18 protein-coding genes are annotated in these 21,005 nt (G+C 54.6%); 13 read left to right on the top strand and 5 right to left on the bottom strand.

Annotation, left to right across the window (positions count from 1 at the left end; translation table 11 throughout):
- Positions 1 to 204 precede the first annotated feature (204 nt).
- The 9 genes from rmuC (at position 205) to hemB (ending at position 8,324) form a co-directional block, all read left to right on the top strand.
- On the top strand, positions 205 to 1,728 hold the full coding sequence (gene rmuC, locus L6J37_RS15710; protein WP_370630704.1) for a DNA recombination protein RmuC: 1,524 nt from the start codon (positions 205 to 207) through the stop codon (positions 1,726 to 1,728).
- A 47-nt stretch (positions 1,729 to 1,775) separates the two neighbouring features.
- The gene (gene ubiE, locus L6J37_RS15705; protein WP_192017389.1) at positions 1,776 to 2,528 is read left to right on the top strand and encodes a bifunctional demethylmenaquinone methyltransferase/2-methoxy-6-polyprenyl-1,4-benzoquinol methylase UbiE; all 753 of its coding nucleotides are present in this window, start codon (positions 1,776 to 1,778) and stop codon (positions 2,526 to 2,528) included.
- 7 nt (positions 2,529 to 2,535) lie between these two features.
- On the top strand, positions 2,536 to 3,162 hold the full coding sequence (locus L6J37_RS15700) for a ubiquinone biosynthesis accessory factor UbiJ (protein WP_237795802.1): 627 nt from the start codon (positions 2,536 to 2,538) through the stop codon (positions 3,160 to 3,162).
- Between the two features lie 6 nt (positions 3,163 to 3,168).
- On the top strand, positions 3,169 to 4,806 hold the full coding sequence (gene ubiB, locus L6J37_RS15695) for a ubiquinone biosynthesis regulatory protein kinase UbiB (protein WP_237795800.1): 1,638 nt from the start codon (positions 3,169 to 3,171) through the stop codon (positions 4,804 to 4,806).
- A gap of 56 nt (positions 4,807 to 4,862) precedes the next feature.
- A complete protein-coding gene (gene tatA / locus L6J37_RS15690) occupies positions 4,863 to 5,108 on the top strand; it encodes a Sec-independent protein translocase subunit TatA (RefSeq protein WP_046221823.1) in 246 nt (81 codons plus the stop codon).
- Positions 5,109 to 5,111: 3 nt separating this feature from the next.
- Positions 5,112 to 5,525 carry a Sec-independent protein translocase protein TatB gene (gene tatB / locus L6J37_RS15685; RefSeq protein ID WP_192017392.1) on the top strand — a complete coding sequence of 138 codons (414 nt, stop codon included), beginning with the start codon at positions 5,112 to 5,114 and terminating at the stop codon, positions 5,523 to 5,525.
- A 9-nt stretch (positions 5,526 to 5,534) separates the two neighbouring features.
- The gene (tatC, locus tag L6J37_RS15680; protein ID WP_046221825.1) at positions 5,535 to 6,284 is read left to right on the top strand and encodes a Sec-independent protein translocase subunit TatC; all 750 of its coding nucleotides are present in this window, start codon (positions 5,535 to 5,537) and stop codon (positions 6,282 to 6,284) included.
- 124 nt (positions 6,285 to 6,408) lie between these two features.
- Positions 6,409 to 7,197 carry a TatD family hydrolase gene (locus L6J37_RS15675; protein ID WP_192017462.1) on the top strand — a complete coding sequence of 263 codons (789 nt, stop codon included), beginning with the start codon at positions 6,409 to 6,411 and terminating at the stop codon, positions 7,195 to 7,197.
- Positions 7,198 to 7,277: 80 nt separating this feature from the next.
- Positions 7,278 to 8,324, top strand: coding sequence for a porphobilinogen synthase (gene hemB, locus L6J37_RS15670; RefSeq protein WP_192017393.1), 1,047 nt, complete (start codon positions 7,278 to 7,280; stop codon positions 8,322 to 8,324).
- A 46-nt stretch (positions 8,325 to 8,370) separates the two neighbouring features.
- Here the strand turns inward: hemB and asnC are convergent, their stop codons facing one another.
- Entirely contained in the window at positions 8,371 to 8,832 is a 462-nt protein-coding gene (gene asnC, locus L6J37_RS15665; protein ID WP_027251479.1) for a transcriptional regulator AsnC, read from the bottom strand.
- 115 nt (positions 8,833 to 8,947) lie between these two features.
- Here asnC and L6J37_RS15660 point away from each other — a divergent pair, with 115 nt between their 5' ends.
- The 3 genes from L6J37_RS15660 to L6J37_RS15650 all read left to right on the top strand — a co-directional run bounded on the left by L6J37_RS15660 (position 8,948) and on the right by L6J37_RS15650 (position 13,568).
- Complete coding sequence (locus L6J37_RS15660) at positions 8,948 to 12,091, top strand: ABC transporter substrate binding protein (RefSeq protein WP_237795798.1); 3,144 nt, start codon at positions 8,948 to 8,950, stop codon at positions 12,089 to 12,091.
- 187 nt (positions 12,092 to 12,278) lie between these two features.
- A complete protein-coding gene (locus L6J37_RS15655) occupies positions 12,279 to 13,049 on the top strand; it encodes a class I SAM-dependent methyltransferase (RefSeq protein WP_218386308.1) in 771 nt (256 codons plus the stop codon).
- A gap of 42 nt (positions 13,050 to 13,091) precedes the next feature.
- Positions 13,092 to 13,568, top strand: a complete 477-nt coding sequence (locus L6J37_RS15650; RefSeq protein ID WP_237795796.1) for a hypothetical protein — start codon at positions 13,092 to 13,094, stop codon at positions 13,566 to 13,568.
- Between the two features lie 364 nt (positions 13,569 to 13,932).
- On the opposite strand, the gene L6J37_RS15645 is transcribed toward L6J37_RS15650, so the two are convergent.
- From L6J37_RS15645 to hemC, 4 genes are read right to left on the bottom strand one after another with little or no spacing between them, the layout of a single operon-like run.
- A complete protein-coding gene (locus L6J37_RS15645; protein WP_237795795.1) occupies positions 13,933 to 15,120 on the bottom strand; it encodes a heme biosynthesis protein HemY in 1,188 nt (395 codons plus the stop codon).
- Complete coding sequence (locus L6J37_RS15640) at positions 15,117 to 16,280, bottom strand: uroporphyrinogen-III C-methyltransferase (RefSeq protein ID WP_237795793.1); 1,164 nt, start codon at positions 16,278 to 16,280, stop codon at positions 15,117 to 15,119. The genes L6J37_RS15645 and L6J37_RS15640 overlap by 4 nt, the downstream gene beginning before the upstream one ends.
- A gap of 4 nt (positions 16,281 to 16,284) precedes the next feature.
- The gene (locus tag L6J37_RS15635; RefSeq protein ID WP_237795790.1) at positions 16,285 to 17,037 is read right to left on the bottom strand and encodes a uroporphyrinogen-III synthase; all 753 of its coding nucleotides are present in this window, start codon (positions 17,035 to 17,037) and stop codon (positions 16,285 to 16,287) included.
- Positions 17,034 to 17,969: a hydroxymethylbilane synthase gene (gene hemC, locus L6J37_RS15630; RefSeq protein WP_237795788.1), complete on the bottom strand. Its 936-nt coding sequence runs from the start codon at positions 17,967 to 17,969 to the stop codon at positions 17,034 to 17,036. Before hemC ends, L6J37_RS15635 begins: the two co-directional genes overlap by 4 nt.
- Before the next feature lie 389 nt (positions 17,970 to 18,358).
- Here hemC and L6J37_RS15625 point away from each other — a divergent pair, with 389 nt between their 5' ends.
- A complete protein-coding gene (locus L6J37_RS15625) occupies positions 18,359 to 20,941 on the top strand; it encodes a class I adenylate cyclase (protein ID WP_192017401.1) in 2,583 nt (860 codons plus the stop codon).
- Positions 20,942 to 21,005: the final 64 nt, after the last annotated feature.

Below are 21,005 nucleotides of genomic sequence, written 5' to 3'. Positions count from 1 at the left end.
GGCTTCCTGCTGCTGGTGTCAGTGTGACTGGCAGGGTGAACCGCTGCCCGTCATAAAGGGGCCAGTTTATGCCATTTGCGCTTACTCAGCCAGTCTGAAATTCGGTATCAGCGTGCCTTAATTGATGACAATATCTGGACATTTATCCAGTATCTTTTTAGCCTTATTGTATAAATACAAAAGCATGCAGGAAACAGATCTATGATGGGTGAATGGCTCAGTGATAACGGCCAGTGGCTGGCGGCAGCGATTGCCGGTGCGACGACCGCCGGCGGTGCAACGGCCCTGTGGTTTCAGGGACGTTTACGGCAGCAGGCGGCGATCTGGCAGCAGCAATTGGCAGCAGAAACCCGGCTGGCCCAGCAGCAGGAGCTGCAACTCCGTCACGATCTGCAAGAGCAGCAACAGGAACTCGATAGCCTGGATGTCGAGCGTGATCGCCTCAGTAATGAACTGCGGCAGATGCACGCCCGGCTGGCGGCGGCGGTAGAAAAGCTGCGTTACCTGGAAACGTTAAGGCAGGAAAACCTGAAACTGACTGAGCGTCTGGAGGCAACCCGCCAGGCGGAATCCGGCCTGGCTGCCGATTTGCGTGAGCTGCAAACCCGTTACCGTGAAGAGCAAAAGGCCGCGCAGGAAAAAATTACCCTGCTGGAAAATGCCGAGAACCGGCTTCAGCAGCAGTTTGAGAGTCTGGCCAACCGGCTGTTCGAACAAAAAAGCCGCAGCGTGGACGCGCAGAACAAGCTGAGTCTGGATGGCCTGCTCAGTCCGCTCAAGGAGCAACTGGAAGGTTTTCGCAAGCAGATCAACGACAGTTTCAGCAATGAGGCCAGAGAGCGGCATACGCTGGTCCATGAAATCAACAGTCTGAAGCAGCTTAATGAACAGATGGCTCGTGAGGCCGTCAATCTGACCCAAGCGCTGAAAGGTGATAACAAAGCGCAGGGTAACTGGGGCGAAGTGGTGCTGGCGCGGGTGCTGAGTGAGTCCGGTCTGCGGGAAGGCCACGAATACCACACTCAGGTGAATCTGGAAGACAACAGCGGTAAGCGCTATCAGCCGGATGTGGTAGTACACCTGCCGCAGGATAAAGACGTAGTGGTCGACGCCAAAATGTCGCTGGTCGCCTATGAGCGTTATTTTCATGCCCCAAGCCAGGAGGAGCGCGACAAGGCCCTCAGCGACCATCTGGTCTCTCTGCGCAGCCATATCCGTGGTCTGAGCCGCAAAGATTACCATCAACTGGACGGCGTCCGCAGTCTGGATTATGTGCTGATGTTCATACCGGTTGAGCCGGCGTTCCAGACCGCAGTAGAAGCTGACCCTACGCTTATCCGCGATGCCATGGACAGCAATATTATGCTGGTCAGTCCGACCACATTGCTGGTGGCTTTGCGCACCATCAATAACTTGTGGCGCAATGAAAGGCAAAATCAGAATGCCAAACAGATAGCGGAACGGGCCAGCAAGCTGTACGACAAGCTGAGGCTGTTTGTGGCCGACATGGACAATGTCGGCTCGGCGTTGGAGAAAGCCAGCCAGAGCTATCAGGGGGCAATGAACAAGCTGGCGACCGGACGGGGCAATATTATCCGTCAGGCTGAAAGCTTTAAGCAACTGGGCGTTGAAGTGAAACGGGATTTACCCCAGGCGCTGACCGAGCAGGCCCAGCGTGACAGTGATACTGCCCACAGGCTGACCGAGACGGTGAATGACACACCTTAGCGCTTCAAGTAAACTACGGCAATTAGATGAGAATTGATGGAACGAGCATGACTGAACCCACAAATACCACTGATTTTGGCTACCGCGAGGTCGCTAAAGATGAGAAAGCACAGCTGGTCGCGGAAGTGTTTCACTCGGTTGCGGACAAATACGATCTGATGAACGACCTGATGTCTATGGGTATCCATCGTATCTGGAAGCGTTTCACTGTGGACTGCAGCGGCGTACGCCGGGGTCAGCGGGTGCTGGATCTGGGTGGCGGTACTGGCGATTTGACGGCCAAGTTTTCGCGTATGGTCGGTGAAGACGGTCAGGTCGTGCTGGCTGACATCAATAACTCTATGCTCAAAGTGGGCCGCAGCAAGCTGCGCGATCGCGGTATCGTCGGTAACGTGGCCTATGTGCAGGCCAACGCCGAAGAGCTGCCGTTCCCGGATAACTACTTTGACTGCATTACCATCAGTTTCTGTCTGCGCAACGTCACCGACAAAGACAAAGCACTGCGTTCGATGTTTCGCGTGCTCAAGCCAGGCGGTCGCCTGCTGGTGCTGGAATTCTCCAAGCCAGTGATAGAGCCGTTGTCAAAAGTTTATGACGCCTATTCGTTCTATGTTTTGCCTCGAGTAGGAGAAATGGTAGTGGGTGATGCTGACAGCTACCGCTATCTGGCCGAATCTATCCGCATGCACCCGGATCAGGCCACACTGGAAACTATGATGCAGGAAGCCGGTTTCGAGCAAACCCGCTTCCATAACCTGACGGGCGGCATTGTTGCCCTGCACCGTGGTTATAAATTCTGAGGTTCGGATGCCAGTTGATGCTTTAGTCACCGCAGTGGTGGAAACCGCCCTGAATGCTTTGCTGAAAGATGAAGAGGCCAGTCAGCGTCGTCTGGCGCGTCTGCGTGGCAAAGTGATCAGCGTGCAGATAAATGATTTCGGCAAGCAGCTGTTCTTTGTGTTCAGTCAGCAAATAGATGTGCTGGCCGCGTATGAAGGCGAGGCGGACTGCCGCCTGGCCCTGAGTCTGGCCGCGCTGCCTGAACTGCGTGAGCAGGCCAATCTCACCCAGCTGATCAAAGCCGATAAACTGGCACTGGAAGGGGATATTCAGCTTGCCCAGCAGTTTTCCGCACTGCTCAGTGGCCTGAAGCCGGATGTGGCGGAACGTTTATCTCGTTACAGCGGGGATGTGGTTGCCCATACAGTCGTGAGCGGTGCCCGGCACAAGCTGGCGGGACTGCAGCACCTGCTGGGTGAGCGCCGCCGCGATCTGGGCGAAATCATCACTGAAGAATGGCGGCTGGCGCCGCCGGCGCTGGAAATTGCCCATTTTGCCGACCAGGTCGACGAAGCCGCCTCACAACTGGCCCGTCTCGAAGCCCGGATTCACAAGCTGGCTGAACGGCTGGCGCAACCCACTAGCCCGTCCTGATAGCCCATGAGCCGTTTTTCCGAAATTAAGCGCCTATACCAGATTACTGCCGTCCAGCTGCGATACGGGCTGGACGATTTATTGCCGGACGATCCGCGTACCCGGCTGCCGAAACTGATGCGAAAAAGCCTGTTCTGGATCCGTAACCAGCATCCGGACAAACCTTTGGGTGAGCGTTTGCGGCTGGCGTTACAAACGCTGGGGCCGGTGTGGGTGAAGTTCGGTCAGATGATGTCGACCCGACGTGACCTGTTTCCGCCGCACATTGCTGATCAGCTGGCGTTGCTGCAAGACAGGGTAGCCCCTTTTGACGGCGCCCTGGCCCGAAAGCAGATTGAAAAATCGTTAGGCGGGCCGCTGGATACCTGGTTTGCCGATTTCGACCAGACGCCGCTGGCCTCGGCATCCATTGCTCAGGTCCACACTGCTACACTGAAAGAGAGCGGCCGGGAAGTGGTGCTCAAGGTGATCCGCCCGGACATCCTGCCTGTGATTCAGGCCGACATCAAACTCATGTATCGCATGGCCCGTTTGCTGTCTCGCTTTATGCCCGAGGCGCGTCGCCTGCGACCGGTGGAAGTGATCCGGGAATATGAAAAAACCTTGCTCGATGAGTTGGATCTGATGCGTGAAGCGGCTAATGCCATTCAGCTAAGACGCAACTTCGAGGGCAGCGACTCACTCTATGTGCCTGAAGTGTTTACCGATTATTCGCACAGTAATCTTCTTGTCATGGAACGTATCTATGGTATCCAGGTGTCTGATGTCGAGGCACTGAAAGCCAACGGCACAGACATGAAGCTGCTGTCGGAAAAAGCCGTGAATGTGTTCTTCACTCAGGTCTTTCGTGACAGTTTCTTTCATGCGGATATGCATCCGGGCAACATTTTTGTGTCGCACAAGAATCCGGTTGATCCACAGTGGATTGCGCTGGATTTTGGTATCGTGGGTACCCTGAATCGTGAAGATAAGCGCTATCTGGCGGAAAACCTGCTGGCGTTTTTTAACCGGGATTACCGCAAAGTGGCTGAGCTGCACGTGGATTCAGGCTGGGTGCCGTCCGATACCAATGTCGACGAATTTGAATTTGCGATTCGTACCGTGTGTGAGCCAATTTTCGAGAAACCGCTGGCAGATATCTCCTTTGGCCACGTGCTGCTGAACCTGTTCAATACGGCACGACGCTTTAATATGGAAGTTCAGCCTCAGCTGGTGTTGCTGCAAAAAACCCTGCTGTATGTTGAAGGGTTAGGAAGGCAGTTGTATCCGCAGCTGGATCTCTGGGATACCGCCAAGCCGTTTCTGGAAGACTGGATGTCGCGTCAGGTCGGGCCGCAGGCCATTATTGGTGCGGTACGGGACAAGGCGCCTTTCTGGGCCGAGAAATTACCTGAATTGCCGGAACTTCTTTATGACAGTTTGCGCCAGGGCAAGGTGATGAATCAGCGGATTGATAAACTGTACGACAATTTCATGACTAGCCGTCGTCAGCAAGCCCAGGCCAGGTTCTGTTTTGGGGTTGGGGCGACGCTGATTATATGCTCTGCCATACTTTTTAGTAATCAGGTGGATGTTTATCCGGTCGTATCGGGTACAGCTGGTGCGATGTGCTGGCTGTTTGGCTGGCGGGCTTACACAAAATAACGGCTGTGCTGCTGTGTGGCACCGCGTTTTATGAATCTTATTGAGGAAAGGTAAACATGGGTGGAATCAGTATCTGGCAACTCTTAATCGTTGCCCTGATCATCGTCTTATTATTCGGGACCAAAAAGTTACGCTCAATGGGTGGTGACTTAGGGTCGGCGGTCAAAGGTTTTAAAAAAGCCCTGAGTGACGACGACGAAGCGAAAAATAAGGCCGATGCCGATTTTGAGCAAAAGTCGCTGGCGGATAAAAAAGAGGCCGCTGAGCCACAGAAAACTCCGAAAGATAAAGAGCAGGTTTAACGCGTGTTTGATATCGGGTTCTGGGAGCTGATATTAATTGCCATAGTCGGTCTGGTCGTTCTTGGACCGGAGCGGCTGCCTGTGGCGATACGTTCAGTCTCGCAGTGGGTCAATGCGGCCAGAAACATGGCCAGTGCGGTGAAGACTGAGCTGTCTCAGGAACTGAAAATTCACGAACTGCAGCAGGACTTGAAAAAGGCCGAGCAGGCGGGCATGAAAGATCTGTCTCCTGAGCTGCAAAAGTCAGTCGACGAGCTGAAAGAGGCCGCGGCATCGGTGCAACGCCCTTACGCTAAGGCGGACTCTGAGCCTCAGATCACGCCTGAAAGTGCGGCGGCAGATGACCGTCCGCCGGCGGATTATCATCAGGATGACCCGGTGCAGCCGCATCCAACTTCATCGCAAAAACAGGATTAATTACGCCTCATGTCGAGTGTGGAAGACACCCAGCCCTTGTTCAGTCATCTACTGGAACTGCGTAACCGGCTGCTCCGTTCTATCCTGAGTGTCCTGGTGGTGTTTCTCTGCCTGGTGTGGTTTGCCAATGACATTTACAGTCTGCTGGCGGCCCCGTTGGTGGAGAGACTGCCGGAAGGCACCAGCATGATTGCCACTGATGTGGCCTCTCCTTTCTTTACGCCGATCAAGCTGACGCTGGTTGCCTCTGTGTTTCTGGCCGTGCCTCTGATCCTGTATCAAATCTGGGCGTTTGTCGCGCCGGGTTTATACAAGCACGAGCGCCGGCTGGTAATGCCGCTGCTGTTTTCCAGCTCTCTGCTGTTCTATTGCGGTGTGGCCTTTGCGTATTTTGTGGTGTTCCCGCTGGTGTTCGGCTTTTTTACCAGCATAGCCCCGGAAGGGGTGCAGGTGGCGACCGATATCGCCAGTTACCTGGACTTTGTCCTGGCGCTGTTCCTGGCGTTTGGTATCGCCTTTGAAATTCCGGTGGCGATTATTCTGCTGTGCTGGACCGGCGCGACCGATCCGCAGAGCCTGCGCCAGAAGCGGCCCTATATCATAGTGGCGGCGTTTGTTGTGGGTATGCTGCTGACCCCGCCGGACATTATTTCCCAGACCTTGCTGGCGATTCCTATGTGCCTGCTGTTTGAGGTCGGCTTGTTCTTCTCGCGCTTCTATATTCGCGCCAATGAGCAGGCGCCGTCCGAAGAAGATTAAGTCGCTTTTTGCTGACTGATTGCTGAAAAACAGCCGCCCGGTGCGGCTGTTTTTGTTTCCGCGGTTTTTCTTTGTCACCACCCGGTGTGTAGAATGGGGTTCTTTTTCTGCGGATAGCACAGTGATGATAGATATTGGCGTCAACCTGACCAACAGCCGTTTTGATAAAGACAGGGAAGCTGTCATCGCCCGTTCGCAGCAGGCTGGTGTTACCGCCCTGATCCTGACCGGCACCAGTGAAGATGAGAGCCGGCAGGCGCTGGCGATGGCGCATCAGTGGCCGGGCTACTGCTTCAGTACCGCTGGTGTGCACCCGCACGATGCCAAATCGGTGTCGGACTTCTCTCTGCCTGCGATTCGCGAACTGGCGGCCGATCCGGCTGTGGTCGCGCTTGGCGAATGCGGTCTGGATTTCAACCGTGATTTTTCGCCCCGCCCACAGCAGGAAGCTGTTTTTGAGGCGCATTTGGCGCTGGCGGCTGAGCTGAAAAAGCCGGTGTTCATGCATTGCCGGGATGCTCATGAGCGCTTTCTGGCGATACTCAAACCCTGGCGCGATAAACTGCCGGCGGCGGTGCTGCATTGCTTTACCGGCAGTGAGCAGGAGCTGAAAGATTGCCTGGCGCTGGATCTGCACATTGGTATCACCGGCTGGATCTGCGACGAGCGCCGGGGCACCGAGTTGCGCAATATCGTGCGGCATATTCCGGGCAACCGGCTGATGATAGAAACGGACTGTCCTTATCTGCTGCCGCGCGATCTGCGGCCCAAGCCCAAGTCCAGCCGCAATGAACCGGCGTATTTACCCCATATCGCACAAGCGGTGGCAGCGTGCCGGCAACAGTCGCCCGAGGAGTGCATGGCGGCGGCTTTTTCAACAACCCGGGCATTTTTTCAGATCGAGCCAGCGTAAACCTTTGTTCGATGATAATATGAAGCGCAACTGTGATTGACTGCGGTACGCGTTGCCGCATAACCAACAAGGAGTGAGCAGTGTCTGTATCTATTCAGGGGGCATTTCCGGCCCGTCGTATGCGCCGTGTGCGCAAGCAAGATTTCAGTCGCCGACTGACGGCAGAAAATCAGATTTCAGTAAACGACCTGATCTATCCCATGTTTATCCTGCTGGGTAAAAACCGCCGTGAGCCGGTGGAATCCATGCCGGGTGTGGAGCGTCTGTCAATTGATCTGATGCTGCTGGAAGCTGAGTACCTGTCCAAGCTGGGTGTGCCGGCCATTGCCTTGTTCCCTGTGGTGTCGCAGGACTTCAAGAGTGTTTGCGCCGCCGAGGCCTATAACCCTGAAGGCCTGGTACAGCGCGCGGTGCGTCTGCTGAAAGAGCATGTACCCCAGATGGGAGTGATCACGGATGTGGCACTGGACCCGTTCACCACCCACGGTCAGGACGGCATCATTGATGACAACGGCTATGTGATCAACGATGAAACGACGCAAGTACTGGTCAAGCAGGCCTTGTCACACGCTGAAGCCGGTGCGGACGTCGTGGCACCGTCTGATATGATGGATGGCCGTATCGGCGCCATCCGCGAAGCGTTAGAAGAAGCCGGCTATATCCATACTCAGATCATGGCGTATTCAGCCAAGTACGCGTCTAACTATTACGGCCCGTTTCGTGATGCGGTCGGCTCGGCGAGCAACCTCAAAGGCGGCGATAAGAAAACCTACCAGATGGATCCGGCCAACATCGATGAAGCATTGCATGAAGTGGCGATGGATGTGCAGGAAGGAGCGGACATGGTGATGGTGAAACCAGGTATGCCTTATCTGGATGTGGTGCGTCGGGTGAAGACAGAACTGCAGGTGCCGACGTTTGCCTATCAGGTCTCAGGGGAGTATGCCATGCACATGGCGGCGATCCAGAATGGCTGGCTGAAAGAAAAAGAAACCGTGATGGAATCTCTGCTGTGCTTCAAGCGTGCCGGTGCTGACGGTATTCTGACTTACTTTGCCAAGTCGGTGGCCGAATGGCTGGCGGCGGAAGCTGCAGAACGTCAGGCCAGTGTGGCCGACAGAAAGTAAACGCCTCAGAAAAGCGAGCCCGGCTCGCTTTTTTCTTGCCTGATGATCAGGGCTTAACGTTGCGATTGATCGGGTTTTGCAGCGAGATCAGGGTTTCTGTCGATTGCACTTCATCAATGGCCTGGAGCTTGTCAATGAGCACATACTGCAGCTCTTCAATCGAGCGGCACATCAGCTTGACGAATATATTGTAGGCCCCTGTGGTGTAGTAGGCTTCCACCACTTCGTCGAGTTCATTGAGTTTTGCCAGAGCGGAATGATAATCTCTGGCCGCATTCAGATTGATACCAATAAAGCAGCAGACGTCATATCCCAGAAGCTTAGGGTTGATAATCACTTCAGTTCCAGTAATGATGTTGGCGGCGCGCATTTTTTCGACACGGACATGGACGGTGGCCGGGCTGACATTGAAGCGCTTGGCCATTTCGGCATACGGGATCCGGGCATCGTGCATCAGGGCATTCAGAATATCTCGGTCTAAATCATCAAGACGAGGTAGCGGGGTCATGGCATCTTTCCGTGGTAGTTCGCAACTACTGCATCATATACTGGCTCGACTCATGACGCACGGATTAGGATCGGATCACAATCACGGCATAAATAAAGGATATCACTGTCTCTTCATGCGCTTAGTTCTCTTGCTACTGGTACTTGTCATACCCAGATTGGCGCTGGCTGAAGCTAATGTGCTGGTGATTCATTCCTATCATCAAGGTATGCAATGGACGGATGCCCAACAGGCTGGGCTGGAAGCCGCCCTGCGTTCTGAATCGGTGCGTCTGCAGGTCGATTATATGGACAGCAAACGCTACCAGTCGCCCTGGTATCTGGATCAGCTGGTGGATGTATACCGTGCCAAACTCAGCAGTGAAAAGTTTGATGCCATCCTGGTGACCGACGATAACGCCTTGTGGCTGGTCAATCAGCTGTCAGATGAAATCGGCCCGACGCCTGTGCTGATGTCGGGCATCAATACCTACAAGCCCGCCAAGCATGCCAATCTGACCCGGATCGGTGGTGTACTGGAAGCCAATGATGTGTCGGCCAATATTAATTTAATTCAGACCATTCAGCCCGATGTCCGGCAGTATTATTTTATTACCGATCACACCGCAACCGGGCGTGAGCTCTGGCAGGATGCCCAGCGCTATCTCAGCCAGCATCCTGAATTGGATTACACCTATCTCAGTCCGCAGTCGTTTGCCGACTTGTTTGAGGTAGTCGGCCAGTTACCGCCTGATTCTGCGATTATTTTCCTCAGTTATTTTGTTGATGGTAACGGGGTGTATATGTCGGGCCGTGAGCTGATGCAGACCCTGACCCGCAAGGCCAGCGTACCTGTGTATGTGTCCTACCGTTTTCTGTTGGAGGACGGCGCACTGGGTGGGGTGGTCAGCCGCGGTTACGATCAGGGCATGATACTGGGGCAGTTGTTAAAGCAGGTGCTGAACGATACGAATACTCATTATCCAGTGTTCCGGAACAGTCCCCGCCAGGTAATGTTTAATTACCCGGCCATGCAACGCTGGAATGTGACTGTGGACAATGAGCAGGTGTCGCTGGTGAACCGGCCGCTGAGCTGGTTTGACAAGTACGCCGGTCAGGTCAGGCTGTTCAGTCTGGTGCTGGCGGTGATGCTCTCGGTGATCCTGCTGCTGATTGTGATTATCCGGCGCCTGCGGCGCAGTGAAAGAAAACTGACCCAAAGCCGGACAATGTTCGAAGGGGTGTTTGACCAGAGTTTCCAGTTCATTGCCATCTTGCACCCGAGCGGTCAGCTGCAATCGGCCAATCTGGCGCTGCAGGATTTGCTCGGCCGCTCAGTGATCAAATATGACCGCCCATTCTGGGACTGGGGCTGCTGGGAGCGGACCAGCACAGAGCAGCTAAAACAGTCTTTCCTTTCGGCGACCAGCAGCCAGCTGGTGAGATTTGAAACCGGTATCAACAGCAGTGAAGACGGCACGCGGATACTGGATATCTCCATCAAACCCCTGCCCCATACTGACGGTGTCGAGGGGCAGTTACTGCTTGAAGCCCGGGATGTGACTTCCCGCCATCATATGGAAGAAAAACTGCGGGAACGGGAAATCAGCTACCGCCTGCTCTACGAACAGCAGCCGGTGATCTTGCTGGCGATCAATCAGCACGGCCGCATTCAGTCTGTGAATCAGTTTGCCACTGAGTTACTGGGCTACAGCAAGCGGGAAATGCTGGGCCATAAAGTGACCGACTTTTACCTGGACGATGAAGAGATCCCCCAGCATTTTATTTCGGCCCATCAGGGCAAAGATGACCAGAACGTCTGGCGGCGCCAGCTGCGCTATACCAGTGCCAGCGGCAAAGCGGTCTGGATTCGGGAAACCATACGATCTTCCGTATCTCAGCATCAGTTGCTGCTGGTCGGTGAAGACATTACCAGTACCCGCGAGCTGGAAGCCAAACTCGAATACCAGGCAAATCATGACTACCTGACCAGCTTGTTCAACCGCAGCTATTTCGAGCGCCAGCTTGACGTGTCGTTATCCGAAGCCAGAGACAAAGGTGCCCGTCATGCCATGCTCTATCTGGATCTCGATCAGTTTAAAGTCATTAATGATACGGCAGGCCACGAAGCCGGCGATGAAGCGCTCAAGCAAGTGGCCTGGCTGCTGCGGGGGATTATGCCGCATAAGGCGACGCTGGCACGGCTGGGCGGCGATGAATTTGCCATCATTCTCAGCCACTGTGAAGTGGAAGGAGCGCTGCGTCTGGGCGCGGAAATCCTGCATCTGCTGGAAGAAAGCGAGTTCTACTGGCAGAACACCCGTTTTAGCCTGAGTGCCTCGATCGGCATCCGGTTGATTGATGATACTGCCGGTTCCCCTCAGCAGGTGCATGCCCAGGCCGATACGGCGTGTTATGCCGCCAAAGATGAAGGCCGCAACCGCCTGCATTTGTACCGTCCGGATGATGAAGAATTGCAACGGCGCGAGCGGGAAATGGCGTACGTCAACCATATCCGGCGTGCGCTTGATGAACAGCGGTTTGAACTCTATGCTCAGGCTATTGCACCGCTGGCAACGGCGTCCGCCGGTCATCACTATGAAATTCTGATCCGGATGCGCAGCAGCGACGGGGCAATGGTACCGCCCGGGCTGTTTATGCCAGCAGCTGAACGCTACAACCTGGCACATCTGATCGACCGGTATGTGGTTAACGCGGTTCTCCTTTGGCTGGAAGCACACCCGGAAGCCGTTGCGTCGCTCAAGCTGTGTTCGGTTAACCTGTCCGGACAGTCGATGGGCAATCCTGATTTTGTCGATTTTCTGCTGGCGCGTATTAGCCAATCCAGTGTGCCGGCCAGTAAGCTGTGTCTGGAAATTACCGAAACCGCCGCGATCGGCAACATGAGTGAAGCCATTGAGTTATTCACTCAGCTGAAAGCGCTGGGGTGCCTGATTTCGCTGGATGATTTCGGCGCCGGTCTGTCATCCTTTGGTTACCTGAAACGCCTGCCCGTTGATCTGATCAAAATTGACGGTATGTTCGTCCGTGACATTGCCGATGATGAAGTCGATTTTGCCATGGTGAAAGCCATTAACGATCTGGCCAAGAAAATGGGTAAGCAGACAGTTGCTGAGTTTGTCGAAAACGAAGCCATTTTGCGGCGTCTGGAGCTGCTGGGGGTGGATTATGCGCAGGGTTACCAATTTGGTAAACCTATGCCTTTGGCCCGGCTGGTGGAGAGTTTAACCCTTTCTTCAGCAGCAGAGACGATCCTGTAAATCCCTCTTGATAGTTGGTATCGCGTGTTCAAGGGGAGTGCTACTTTATCCGCTGCCTTGTTGCCGCTTGTCTTCCTTGTCAAAAAGTAGACCAATAACCGATCCCGATTGGGTATAATCCGCCACAATATATGGATTCCTGTCTGCCAGCCCCGTGCCGGGCGGACATTGTTTTGCGGAGACACCCGTGCAAATCGCTTTACTTTGTGAGCAACCTGAACGTCACGCCGAGCTGGCTGAACTGGCTGCCCGTTGGGGACTGGAGCATAATGCTCAAGCGCAGTTTGCGCTGTCTTTGACGGCAGAGCGTCTGGAATTGCTCAAGCAGGATGAACCCAAGCTAGGGGCGGTTTTTGTCGATCTGGCCGGTGGCGCCGCCGCGCACAGACGCAAGTTTGGCGGCGGGCGTGGTCAGGCTATCGCCAAAGCCGTGGGCCTGAAAAGCGGTGTCACACCGACTGTACTGGATGCCACGGCGGGGCTGGGCCGTGATGCGTTTGTGCTGGCATCTCTGGGTTGCCGGGTACAGATGGTTGAGCGCCATCCTGTGGTGGCGGCATTGCTGGAAGACGGTTTGCGCCGCGCTTGCGCCGATGCGGAAATCGGCGGCTGGGTGAGTGAACGTATGAGCCTGTTACATGCTACCAGCCAGGATGCGCTCACTGGATTGGCGGCAGATCCTGACTATGTGTTACCGGATGTGGTGTATTTAGATCCTATGTTTCCCCACAAAAAGAAATCGGCTCTGGTAAAGAAAGAAATGCGTGTGTTCCAGAGTCTGGTCGGTGCTGATATGGATGCCGATCAGCTGTTGACGCCGGCGCTGACATTGGCGAACAAACGTGTAGTGGTCAAGCGTCCTGACTATGCCCCCTGGTTGGATGGTCAATCGCCGTCAACCGTGATCAATACCAAGAAGAACCGCTTTGATGTGTATGTCAAAGCGGCTATGAAGTAGCCGCTGACGGCCGCTGGCTGTTGCAGGTTGGAGAAAGCCGAAATGTCCAGGTCATTGTGTAAGTACCGTCGTTCAGAGATCAGCGAGAAGATTGCGTCAATTGCTGAGTTGGTGAGTGCGCCCCAGTATTTTTGCCGTAGCTGTGCCAGGGTCGCCAATGGTAAATCTTCTCTCTGCAAACCGGGTCGTTTACCCGTGCAGGGCCAGAAGAGGGTGCCAGCGACGATCCCATCGGTCACGGCGGCATCTGTGATGGCCCCGTCGCCTGTCTCAGGTCAGGAGCCGGCGTTGCCGCCTGTGGGTGAGCGATTGGAAAGCGGTGCCATGGTGGGGGTGCCGGTGGGTTTGCTGAGCGTGTCGGTCAAGAAACTGGATAAGAAGCTGCGCAAGCTGGCTAAAAAGAAACGTAAACGCCTCAAGAAAACCGACAAGTACCTGAAGAAGGCGGAAAAGTACCGGAATAAATCTGAGCAGATACAGCGAAAATTCGACAAGCTGATCTATAAAGCCAGTGCCTGATCATTGCCTGCAACCCGGTAAATAAAAGAAGCCTCCGTTAACGGAGGCTTCTTGGTTTCAGGGGGAACTGAATCAATCAGGATTCTTTAATCAGCACAGCTGTCATCAGGCAAGTGATTACCGCAACAATAATGCCAGAAACAATTAACCAAGGGAGCATAGCCTTACTTCCATCTATAGCGCTAAAAGAGGCCACATTGAATAGTTTTTAAATACTTCCATCAATAGCAAATATATATGATGAAATGGCTATTAACAGATGGATACAAAAGCGGATTAAATCTCGTTAATGCAATGTTAAATAGAACAAAAAAGCGCCTGTTACGGCGCTTTTTTACATTTGGAAACAGGTATGTCTATCAGGTCAGATTTTGGCCGGCAGGGCCAGGGTTAAGCCTTCTTTTGATAAGCGGGCCGCGGCAGCTTTATCGTTCAGGGTTTCCAGCACCTCGACCAGGTAGCCGTAATCAGCGACAGTCGGGTGCAGTTCAATTGCCCGCTCAAGGTGCGTGCGGGCTTCTTGGGCTTTACCGTCACGCAGATACAATTGTCCCAGCGCACTGTGGGTGGCTGCATTGTTACTGTCGTATTTCAGCAAATCCTGCAGTGTCACAATGGCGGGGTGATAATCGGTCAGTTTCAGCGTCGGCATCAGGCTGATCAGACGGGAATCAACCTTCTTGCGCAGTGCTTCGCGCAGTATGGTATAGCCTTCGCTGTCGGCGTTGCGGGCACACATCTCACGGACAAAGCAGGCGACCAGCTCCGGATTCTGTTTGGCTTTACGGCTCAGGCTGTTCCAGTGTCCCATCAGGCCATCACTGCCACTGTGCAGGCTGATCTGCGCCATCAAGCCGCACTCGGCCTGTTCCTCTAATTTATCCAGCTGCTCGCCGCTCAGGCTGCCGTACTTTTTCAGCGGGGCAATAAGGCCCAGCAGAGCTGGCCAGTCTTCCAGCTGTACATAGCATTGCTTCAGCAGTTCCAGTAACAGCGGATTACGCGGATGGCTGCTTTTCATCTCCTGCAGAGTGGCGACAGCTTCTTCATATTGATGCTGCTGGCACTGCAGTCTGGCGCGGGTCAGTGCTACCGCCAGGCTGTCGCTGTCCTGTTCGGCCGCCAGACGCAGGTATTCGTCACGCTGATGCAACTGCCCCTGTCCCTGCGCGGCTTCCGCTGCGGCAAGATAGTTCAATAGCGGGGTTTCGCTGTGATTCGCCGATTTGACGACCAGCTTTTCCGCTTGTTTCCAGTCACCTTCCAGTACTTTGACCAGGCCGCTGGAAGTCAGCTCACGTGCTTTGCGGGTTTTACGGCCGGAGAACCAGCCGCGGGTGACACTGCTCAGTGACAGCAGCCACTTCAGCAGATGCTCAAGCAGAAAAAACGCACCGAAAAGTACAATAACCAGTAAGAGCAGCGTGGTCAGGCTCATTTCCAGTGTCTGGTTGGCGGCGGAGATCAGCACATAGCCCTGGTTGCCGGCCAGCATGGGGCCGACAACGATGCCGGCAATCAGCGCGGCGACCAGCAGGAGAAGTTTAATCATGCCGGATCCTCCTCAGTCTTAATGGGAGCGATTTGTTGCCGCAGGCGCTGGTTCACCAGATCCGCTAACAGCGAGGGCGATTTCAGCTGCTCAGGGTAGCTGGCTTCAATATTCTGGCCGGCCATCTCATTGAGGCCTTTAATGAAGCTCTGCGTTTTAACATCGTCAGTGTTGTAGAACTGGCTGGCCCAGTCTTTGGCCATGGTCAGGGACTGGGTGTACAGCTCACCCTGTTCGCGATACACAGCTTTAATGGCGGTTTCCAGCTTGGATTTGATGTTTTCCTGCAGGTAGAAATCCTGTTCCGGGGACAAGAGCGGAATGACATTGCCATCGCGCTTACGGTAAGTCACAAAGTGTTCGCTGAACTGCTTCAGGGAAGTCATCAGGTTGGACTGCCAGTCGGACACCGACTCGCTGACCGTTTCACTTTGGGGCTGTTCCAGTGACTCAGGCACGATCGCGTTAGCCAGCGGCAAATTGGCGACCATCTGCTGCAGGCTGGTCAGGCGTAATACGATACCGTCACGGTCAACACGGGCCACGGCTTTGAGGCTGGCAATGTCGTCGTTCATGGCACTGCGCAGTGCCGTCAGGCTCGGGTCATTGAGCTGGGCAAGGCGGTTATCGGCAGTTTCCAGTAATACGGTGGCACTGGCCACATCGTGCTCCAGCCAGAGTTTGCGCCCCGCCATACGGGTCAGGTAATCCGCTTCGGCCAGTAACCAGTCATTCGGGCGACGGCCTTTGACTTCCGACATCGCCAGCTGCAGGCCTTTAATGTCATTGTTCTGCTGCTCCAGCTTGCCTGAGGCGTTGAGTAAGCGCTGATCAACCTCACTTCTGACATCCTGGGTATTTTTAGCCAGCTCGCTTTTCAGGGTATTGAGCTGGGCTTGCAGCGCACTCACCTGTGCCAGCTGGTCACGGTTTTGCTGGTGGCCGTGATAATACAGGCCAGCACCCAACAGGATAACCAGAGCAATGGCGACCCAGCCGGTTTTGCTGCCTTTGCCTGACTCGGCGGGGGCAGCAGGCTGGCTGGCGGCAGACGACTTGGGTGGCGTGCCGGCAGTGTGTGGCGTTTCCTTGGCCTTGGAAGAGGCATCAGACTGCTTGTCTGTCTTAGGGGTATCGTTATTGGTTTTCTTCTCAGTCATCCGTTTATCCCGTTGTGCCTGTTGTACTTAGTGTAGCAAGCAGTGTGGCATTGCTGGCACTGCCCACAGTCGTTATATGGCAAAAGCCAATGTCCCTGGCTTGACGGGCAATTCGCTTGCTGGGTACCAGCAAGTGGCATGTCATCAGCCATGGCTTTGCCTGCGCCGGCATCAGTCGGTACAGGTATTCCAGTTGCTGACCACTGGTGACCACCAGTGAGTCCACACCCTGTTGTTGCCACTGCTGGCTCAAAACAGCGCCATTGAGTGCCAGCCAGTGTCGGGCATAAGTTTCACAGTAGGAGACATTGGCCTGACGTTCAGTCAGTGTCTCGAAAATCAGTTCGCGGCCGCCGTTGCCGCGCAGTATCAGTACATTGCGCCCTGCCGGTGTCATCAGTGCTGGCAGGGCCAGCAGCCCCTCACTGTCTTCCTGCTGCGGTGCATCGACATGCTGACCGCAGGCGTTTGCCAGTGTGGCGGCGGTTTGCTGGCCGACGGCGATATAATGAAGGCTATCGGGCCAGCAAACCTCTTTTTCGGTCAGGTAAGTATGTGCCATTTTTACCGCGTGGGGGCTGACAGCAATAAGACAATCGCCTTTTTTCAGTGTGGCGAGCTGATCACCCAGAGTCAGCAGGCCGGCACCGGGGGCTATGGTCAGCAGTGGCTGAACCAGTGCCTTGATGCCTTGAGCGGCCAATGCTTGTGCCAGTGCCTCGCCGTGCGGGGCCGGTCGGGTGATCAGGACTGTCATTCGGCCTCGTCGTACAGTCGGGTCAGTATCTCGCGAGCCCCGCGTTCGAGCAGCTCTTCGGCCAGTTGAGTGCCCAGGTTTTCCGCCTCCGCAATCGGTCCGCGAATTTCACCGGCGACAATTTTGCTGCCATCCGGCTCACCCACCAGAGCGCGTAACCAGATTTGATCGCCTTCCAGTTCAGCATAGCTGCCGATCGGCACCTGACAGCCGCCTTCCAGCCGGTTGTTCATCGCCCGCTCACATAAAACGCGGGTGGTGGTGGTGGTGTCACTTAAGGCCTCCAGCAAGCCGCGGATACGGGTATCGTCCAGACGGCATTCAATGCCTACGGCGCCCTGGCCGACAGCCGGCAGGCTGACTTCAGGGGCAAGGGCACAGCGGATGCGGTCGTCCATTTTCAGGCGCTTCAGACCGGCACAGGCCAGCACTATGGCGTCGTACTCGCCTTCATCCAATTTCCGCAGACGGGTCGCTACGTTGCCGCGCAGGGTTTTAATCTGCAGATCCGGGCGGCTGGCCAGCAGCTGGCACTGGCGACGCAGGCTGGAGGTGCCAACTATGGCGCCTTGTGGCAGCGCGTCCAGATCGGCGTAGTGATTGGACACGAACGCATCGCGCGGGTCTTCACGCTCACAGATAGTGACCAGTCCCAGACCGTCGGGGAATTCGACCGGCACATCCTTCATGGAGTGGACTGCAATATCAGCGCGACCTTCCAGCATCGCCTGTTCCAGCTCTTTGACAAACAAACCTTTACCACCCACTTTGGCCAGCGGGGTATCAAGAATGATGTCGCCTTTGGTGACCATAGGAACCAGTTCGACAATAATGCCTGGGTGGGCCTGCTCCAGTGCGGCCTTAACATATTCCGCCTGCCATAGGGCGAGTGGGCTTTTTCGGGTTGCGATCCGGATTGGCATCTCAGTCATAGCTTGGGGATCCATCTAATTGCTCTAAATATACTAATCGTACCACTCCGATACGGGTAAGGTAATGTAGATGTTGTTGCCGGTGCGGTGAAGCGCATTTGTCCGGTTCTGTGATATCGCTTATGGGAGATATATCACATTACTGAGTGTGATCTGGCTTCCAAAGTCCAAGGTGCTGGCGATTTCGAGTCATTGTACTATTTTGTGGTGATACAGAATGGAATTGAGCATCACGAAGCAGGTTTCCGCTTGATTGACCGTGCAGACTTTACGGAATGCCTGAAAACTGTTAGATTGATCACGTTTTTGCTCACGAATGGCTCACAGAGTCCCCTAACGATGACAAGATTCGGGCCGCTCTGGATGCTGGTAGCTCTTGGAAGAGTAATTTGCAAAATTATATTAATACCTTAATTGGCAGGTTGGATAAGCATAACCACCGTCGGGTTGAACGTGCGCGTCTTGCCATGAACGCACAATCTGAGCAGGTGTTCAGTGTGCTGCCTGTGCTGTTGCATGTTAACCATCCCGCATTGCCTGGCTACCAGGATGCCGAAGTACCGCAAGGTATTGCGTCATTTGTTCCTACATCACGTCAGTCGACGCTGATCCGTGAGCATTTTGCTTTCGATCTTCCCGCTTCTTTTTTTCATGACTCACCGGATGGTGACATTCTGGGTTTATACGCGATGGGCAGCACCTCGTCGCTGGGCCAGAGCCTGACCAGTGATCTGGATATCTGGGTTTGTATCCGCACCCGTATGCCGTTAGATGAGCGTGAAGCGCTGCTTACCAAGTGTAAAGCCGTGTCCGGCTGGGCGCAGACACAGGGCGTGGAAGCCAACTTTTTCCTGATCGATGATAACCGTTTCCGCCATAACCGTTCGGAAGCCCTGAGTGGCGATAACTGTGGTTCCAGTCAGCATTTGCTGTTGCTGGACGAGTTTTACCGCTCGGCCGTGCATTTGGCAGGACAGCGCTTCCTGTGGTATCTGGTACCGCCGGAAATGGAAGAGTGTTATGACGATTACGTCGCTTATCTGGCGGCCAATGGTTATATCAACCGCGATGAGTGGATTGACTTTGGCGGCCTGTGCCGCATTCCGGCTGAAGAATATTTCGGTTCCAGCCTGTGGCATCTGTACAAAAGTATCGACTCTCCCTATAAATCGGTGCTGAAAGCCATTTTGCTGGAAGCTTATTCCTGCGAGTATCCCCACACGCAACTCCTGAGCGTGGACGGCAAGCGGCGCTTTTTCTCCGAGCAGTCGTCGCACTACGCGATGGATGCCTACTACCTGATGCTGGAAAAAGTGACCCGTTATCTGGAGCGGATTAACGATCACCGCCGTCTGGATCTGGTGCGTCGCTGTTTCTATCTGAAAACCCACGAAAAACTGACTCGTGAGCCCGGTATTGGCTCAGTTGCCTGGCGTCGTGAGGTACTGGCTGAGCTGACCTCTGAGTGGCAATGGTCCCGTGAGGTCATTGAAGAGCTGGATAACCGCCGCAACTGGAAGGTGGAGCAGGTCAAGCGGGCTCACAACGAGCTGCTTGACGCCCTGATGCTCAGTTATCGAAACCTGATCCTGTTTGCGCGCCGTAACGACATTACCTCGTCCATCAGCCCGGAAGATATCAGTATTCTGGCCCGTAAGCTGTATGCGGCCTTTGAGGTACTGCCCGGCAAAGTGACCCTGCTCAACCCGCAGGTGTCGCCAGACTTGCACGAAGGGGATCTGACCTTTATTCAGGTGCCTGCCGGCCGGACTAACACCGCGGGCTGGTACCTGTACAAGCAGCCGCTGGATCCGTACGCCATTCTGGGCCAGCCGTCGTTAGAGCATAACCGCTACCTGAGCAAACTGGTGGCCTGGGCGTATTTCAACGGCCTGCTGACCGAAACGACCAACCTGCACACTGTGGTGCGCGATTCGGCCATGGATATCGACAAGCTGTACCAGATGGTGAGCGATATCCGCAATACCTTTTCGATCCGCCGTCCCAAGCCAGGCCTGAAAGCCCTGTCCAGCCCGTGTGAAATCCGCCAGTTAGGGATTTTCATCAATCTGGAGCAGGACCCGACGGAAGAAATGAAAAGCCGGGCGGTGAAGTTTGATTTCAAAAATACCGATATCTTCAGCTTTGGCCCTGAACAGACCTGTCTGGTCGGCAGCGTTGATCTGGTTTACCGTAACTCATGGAATGAAGTGCGTACCCTGAACTTCAAGGGTGAAAACGCCATGATGGATGCACTGAAAACCATTTTGAGCAAGATGCATCAGGATGCCATTTCGCCCGAATCGGTCGATGTGTTTTGCTACAGCAAACACATGCGCGGGATGATCCGCAACCTGGTGTATCAGCTGGTGGCCGAGTGTATTGAGATGCGTCTGATGCCGGTGGAGCAGCAGGAGAAGCAGCGCCGTTTTAAAGCGATCCGCATTGGCAGCCAGACACATGGTTTGTTCTTTGAGCGTCGCGGGGTCTCGGTGCAGAAGCTGGAAAACTCGGTCGACTTCTACCGCTGTATTTCCAGTAATAAGCTGCTGGGCAGTGCTAGCGTGGTGATGGGGAAAACCGATGAGCCGCATCCGCCGTCCATTGTCGATGCTTACGCCAGTGAAGGCCTGATCCAGTTCTTCTTTGAAGACTGTGAAAACCACGGTTTCAATATTTATATCCTGGACGAAACCAACCGGATTGAAGTTTATCGCCAGTGCAGCGGCAACATGGATGAAATGGTCCATGGCGTGAACCGTTTTTATACCTCGGCGCAGGACAGGTTCAGTTACAGTTCGAATTTCATCAATTTTAACCTGCCTCAGTTCTACCATATTGTGTATGGCCAGGAGGGTGAGTGTCAGGTGTTACCTTACAAGAGCGGGTATCAGGCTGAGCGTCGGCTGGCGGCCGATAACCAGGCCAATATGGATGAAGCCGGCAAAGGCGGGCAGATGAGTCTGTCTTAAAGCTGTTTTGTCATATTGGGTGCCAGATTGCCGGCGCAGCAGAGAGTGTTATCTGCTGCGCCGG

Source organism: Photobacterium sp. WH77 (assembly GCF_022014395.1).
GTDB classification, from domain to species: domain Bacteria; phylum Pseudomonadota; class Gammaproteobacteria; order Enterobacterales; family Vibrionaceae; genus Photobacterium; species Photobacterium arenosum.
The sequence above is the reverse complement of the archived record's forward strand: the minus strand, read 5'-3'. Positions and strand labels throughout refer to the sequence as shown.

Coding starts and splice junctions, on each gene's coding strand:
- hemC (WP_237795788.1), bottom strand. CDS start 17,969: ATGACTGAGATGCCAATCCGGATCGCAACCCGAAAAAGCCCACTCGCC.
- L6J37_RS15700 (WP_237795802.1), top strand. CDS start 2,536: ATGCCAGTTGATGCTTTAGTCACCGCAGTGGTGGAAACCGCCCTGAAT.
- tatA (WP_046221823.1), top strand. CDS start 4,863: ATGGGTGGAATCAGTATCTGGCAACTCTTAATCGTTGCCCTGATCATC.
- ubiE (WP_192017389.1), top strand. CDS start 1,776: ATGACTGAACCCACAAATACCACTGATTTTGGCTACCGCGAGGTCGCT.
- asnC (WP_027251479.1), bottom strand. CDS start 8,832: ATGACCCCGCTACCTCGTCTTGATGATTTAGACCGAGATATTCTGAAT.
- L6J37_RS15645 (WP_237795795.1), bottom strand. CDS start 15,120: ATGATTAAACTTCTCCTGCTGGTCGCCGCGCTGATTGCCGGCATCGTT.
- L6J37_RS15650 (WP_237795796.1), top strand. CDS start 13,092: ATGTCCAGGTCATTGTGTAAGTACCGTCGTTCAGAGATCAGCGAGAAG.
- L6J37_RS15675 (WP_192017462.1), top strand. CDS start 6,409: ATGATAGATATTGGCGTCAACCTGACCAACAGCCGTTTTGATAAAGAC.
- rmuC (WP_370630704.1), top strand. CDS start 205: ATGGGTGAATGGCTCAGTGATAACGGCCAGTGGCTGGCGGCAGCGATT.
- L6J37_RS15635 (WP_237795790.1), bottom strand. CDS start 17,037: ATGACAGTCCTGATCACCCGACCGGCCCCGCACGGCGAGGCACTGGCA.
- tatC (WP_046221825.1), top strand. CDS start 5,535: ATGTCGAGTGTGGAAGACACCCAGCCCTTGTTCAGTCATCTACTGGAA.
- L6J37_RS15640 (WP_237795793.1), bottom strand. CDS start 16,280: ATGACTGAGAAGAAAACCAATAACGATACCCCTAAGACAGACAAGCAG.
- L6J37_RS15660 (WP_237795798.1), top strand. CDS start 8,948: ATGCGCTTAGTTCTCTTGCTACTGGTACTTGTCATACCCAGATTGGCG.
- ubiB (WP_237795800.1), top strand. CDS start 3,169: ATGAGCCGTTTTTCCGAAATTAAGCGCCTATACCAGATTACTGCCGTC.